Raw genomic sequence first — 2694 nt, 5'->3', positions numbered from 1 at the left:
CCCTCGGCGTCGCGGTCGGGGCCGAGCCGGCCGCGGGCCCGCAGCGCCCGCACCTCCGCGCGGCGCTGCTTGCCGACGAGGTTGGTGGCGATGCCGTACAGCCAGGTCCGGACGGACGCGCGGGCCGGGTCGTAGCGGTGCCGCGCCCGGAACGCCTCCAGGAACGTCTGCGCGGCGACGTCGGCGGCGGCGTCCGCTCCGAGGCGGCGGGCCGCGTAGCCGTGGATCTCCTCGTGGTAGGCGTCGAAGATCGCGCCGAAGCGCTCCGGGTGCGTCCGGGACGAGGTCAGCACGGCCGAGTCGTCGCCCCGGGGCGGGGCGGTGAGGGACTCCCGTGTCATATGGGGGCCTTTCCGTGGCGCGGATGGCGGTCGTCCCGGTATCACCCGAAGCCCTCGGACACTTTCACGCTTCCGCGCGGACGCGGCGGGCGCACGGCCGGAGCCCGGGGCCGTTCCTCCCTGAGCAGGGTGGCCGCTCCTCCTTGAAGAGGATTCGTCCCTGAGATGGGGGGCATCCGGGAACGGGAATAGGCGGCTCAGACGTCCTGTTGAACGAGACGTCAGCAAAGTTGAGTCCGCCCGACTCAAGTCATTTGACAAGAGATCCCGGGCGCGGCACCCTGGCAGACAGCGGAAGACTCGCGCCGGACACGGGGGCCCACCCGGCCCCCGCGGCGGCGACAGCTAGCTAGATCCACGGAGGACGAGACATGGGACGTGCGGTCGGCATCGACCTCGGGACGACCAACTCGGTCGTCGCGATTCTGGAGGGCGGCGAGCCCACGGTGATCGCCAACGCGGAGGGGTCGCGGACCACGCCGTCCGTCGTCGCCTTCGCCAAGAACGGCGAGGTCCTCGTCGGTGAGGTGGCCAAGCGCCAGGCCGTCACCAACGTTGACCGCACCATCCGGTCGGTCAAGCGCGAGATGGGCACCGACTGGAAGCAGAAGATCGACGACAAGGAGTTCACGCCGCAGCAGATCTCGGCGTTCGTGCTCCAGAAGCTCAAGCGGGACGCCGAGGCCTACCTCGGCGAGCCGGTGACCGACGCGGTCGTCACCGTGCCCGCCTACTTCTCCGACCACCAGCGCCAGGCCACCAAGGAGGCCGGCCAGATCGCGGGCCTGAACGTCCTGCGCATCATCAACGAGCCGACCTCGGCCGCGCTGGCCTACCACCTGGAGAAGGAGAACGAGGCCACCATCCTGGTCTTCGACCTCGGCGGCGGCACCTTCGACGTCTCCCTGCTGGAGGTCGGCGACGGCGTCGTCGAGGTCAAGGCGACCTCCGGCGACAACCACCTCGGCGGCGACGACTGGGACAACAAGGTCGTCGAGTGGCTGGTCGAGCGGTTCAAGAACGCCAACGGCGTCGACCTGTCCAAGGACAAGATGGCGCTGCAGCGGCTCCGCGAGGCCGCCGAGAAGGCCAAGATCGAGCTGTCCAGCTCGTCCGAGACGCAGATCAACCTGCCCTACATCACCGCCTCGGCGGAGGGCCCGCTGCACCTGGACGAGAAGCTCACCCGGGGCGAGTTCCAGCGCCTCACCAGCGACCTGCTCGAGCGCACCAAGGCGCCGTTCCAGCAGGTGCTGAAGGACGCGGGCATCACCGTCGGCGACATCAACCAGGTCGTCATGGTCGGCGGCTCGACCCGCATGCCCGCGGTCAGCGAGATGGTGAAGGAGCTGACCGGCGGCAAGGAGCCCAACAAGGGCGTGAACCCTGACGAAGTGGTGGCCATCGGAGCCTCCTTGCAGGCCGGCGTCCTCAAGGGCGAGGTGAAGGACGTCCTGCTGCTGGACGTCACCCCGCTGTCGCTCGGCATCGAGACCAAGGGCGGCATCTTCACCAAGATCATCGAGCGCAACACCACGATCCCGACCAAGCGCTCGGAGACCTTCACCACGGCCGACGACAACCAGCCGTCCGTGGAGATCCAGGTCTACCAGGGCGAGCGCGAGATCGCGGCGTACAACAAGAAGCTCGGCACCTTCCAGCTCACCGGCCTGCCCCCGGCGCCGCGCGGCGTCCCGCAGATCGAGGTCACCTTCGACATCGACGCGAACGGCATCGTGAACGTCTCGGCGAAGGACCTCGGCACCGGCAAGGAGCAGTCGATGGTCATCACCGGCGGCTCGGCGCTGCCGAAGGACGACATCAGCCGCATGATGCAGGAGGCCGAGCAGTACGCCGAGGAGGACCGCAAGCGCAAGGAGGAGGCCGAGGTCCGCAACCAGGCCGACACCCTCGCGTACTCGACCGAGAAGTTCCTCCGCGAGAACGGCGACAAGGTCCCGGACGAGCTGAAGACCGAGGTCGAGGCCGGCGTCGCCGACGTCAAGAAGGCCCTGGAGGGCACCGACGTCGAGGCGATCAAGTCCGCGGCCGACAAGCTCGCCCAGACCAGCCAGAAGATGGGCGCCGCGATGTACGCCCAGAACCCGGAGGGCGCGGCCCAGCCGGGCGGCGAGCAGGCCGGCGCGGACGCCGGGCAGCCGCAGGACGACGAGGTCGTCGACGCCGAGATCGTGGACGAGGACAAGCCGAAGGGTGACGCCAAGTGACCTCACCTCGTGAGGAGCACGACGGCCCGGTGATCCGCGACCGGCGGCGCATCGACCCTGAGACGGGCCAGGTCCGGGACGCCGGGGGGGACACCGAGTCCGCCCCGGCGCCCGGGGCCCCCGGG

The 2694-nt window shown here is 69.7% G+C and carries 2 protein-coding genes and 1 pseudogene; 2 read left to right on the top strand and 1 reads right to left on the bottom strand.

The features are described 5' to 3' along the window. The coding region (locus AB0J52_RS35205; RefSeq protein ID WP_500187238.1) for an RNA polymerase sigma factor at positions 1–341 on the bottom strand (341 nt) is incomplete at its 3' end. 371 nt (positions 342–712) lie between these two features. On the opposite strand from AB0J52_RS35205, the gene dnaK reads away from it, so the two are divergent. Together dnaK and AB0J52_RS35195 are read left to right on the top strand one after the other, a co-directional pair. Then, positions 713–2569: a molecular chaperone DnaK gene (gene dnaK, locus AB0J52_RS35200; protein ID WP_500187237.1), complete on the top strand. Its 1857-nt coding sequence runs from the start codon at positions 713–715 to the stop codon at positions 2567–2569. Next, positions 2566–2694: pseudogene (locus tag AB0J52_RS35195) on the top strand (nucleotide exchange factor GrpE); the annotation flags it as partial. The gene dnaK and the pseudogene AB0J52_RS35195, both read left to right, overlap by 4 nt.

It is taken from the genome of Spirillospora sp. NPDC049652, assembly GCF_040675125.1.
Classification (GTDB): domain Bacteria; phylum Actinomycetota; class Actinomycetes; order Streptosporangiales; family Streptosporangiaceae; genus Spirillospora.
Note: the sequence above shows the minus strand (reverse complement) of the source record. Positions and strands in the feature narration are given on the sequence as shown.

Coding starts and splice junctions, on each gene's coding strand:
- dnaK (WP_500187237.1), top strand. CDS start 713: ATGGGACGTGCGGTCGGCATCGACCTCGGGACGACCAACTCGGTCGTC.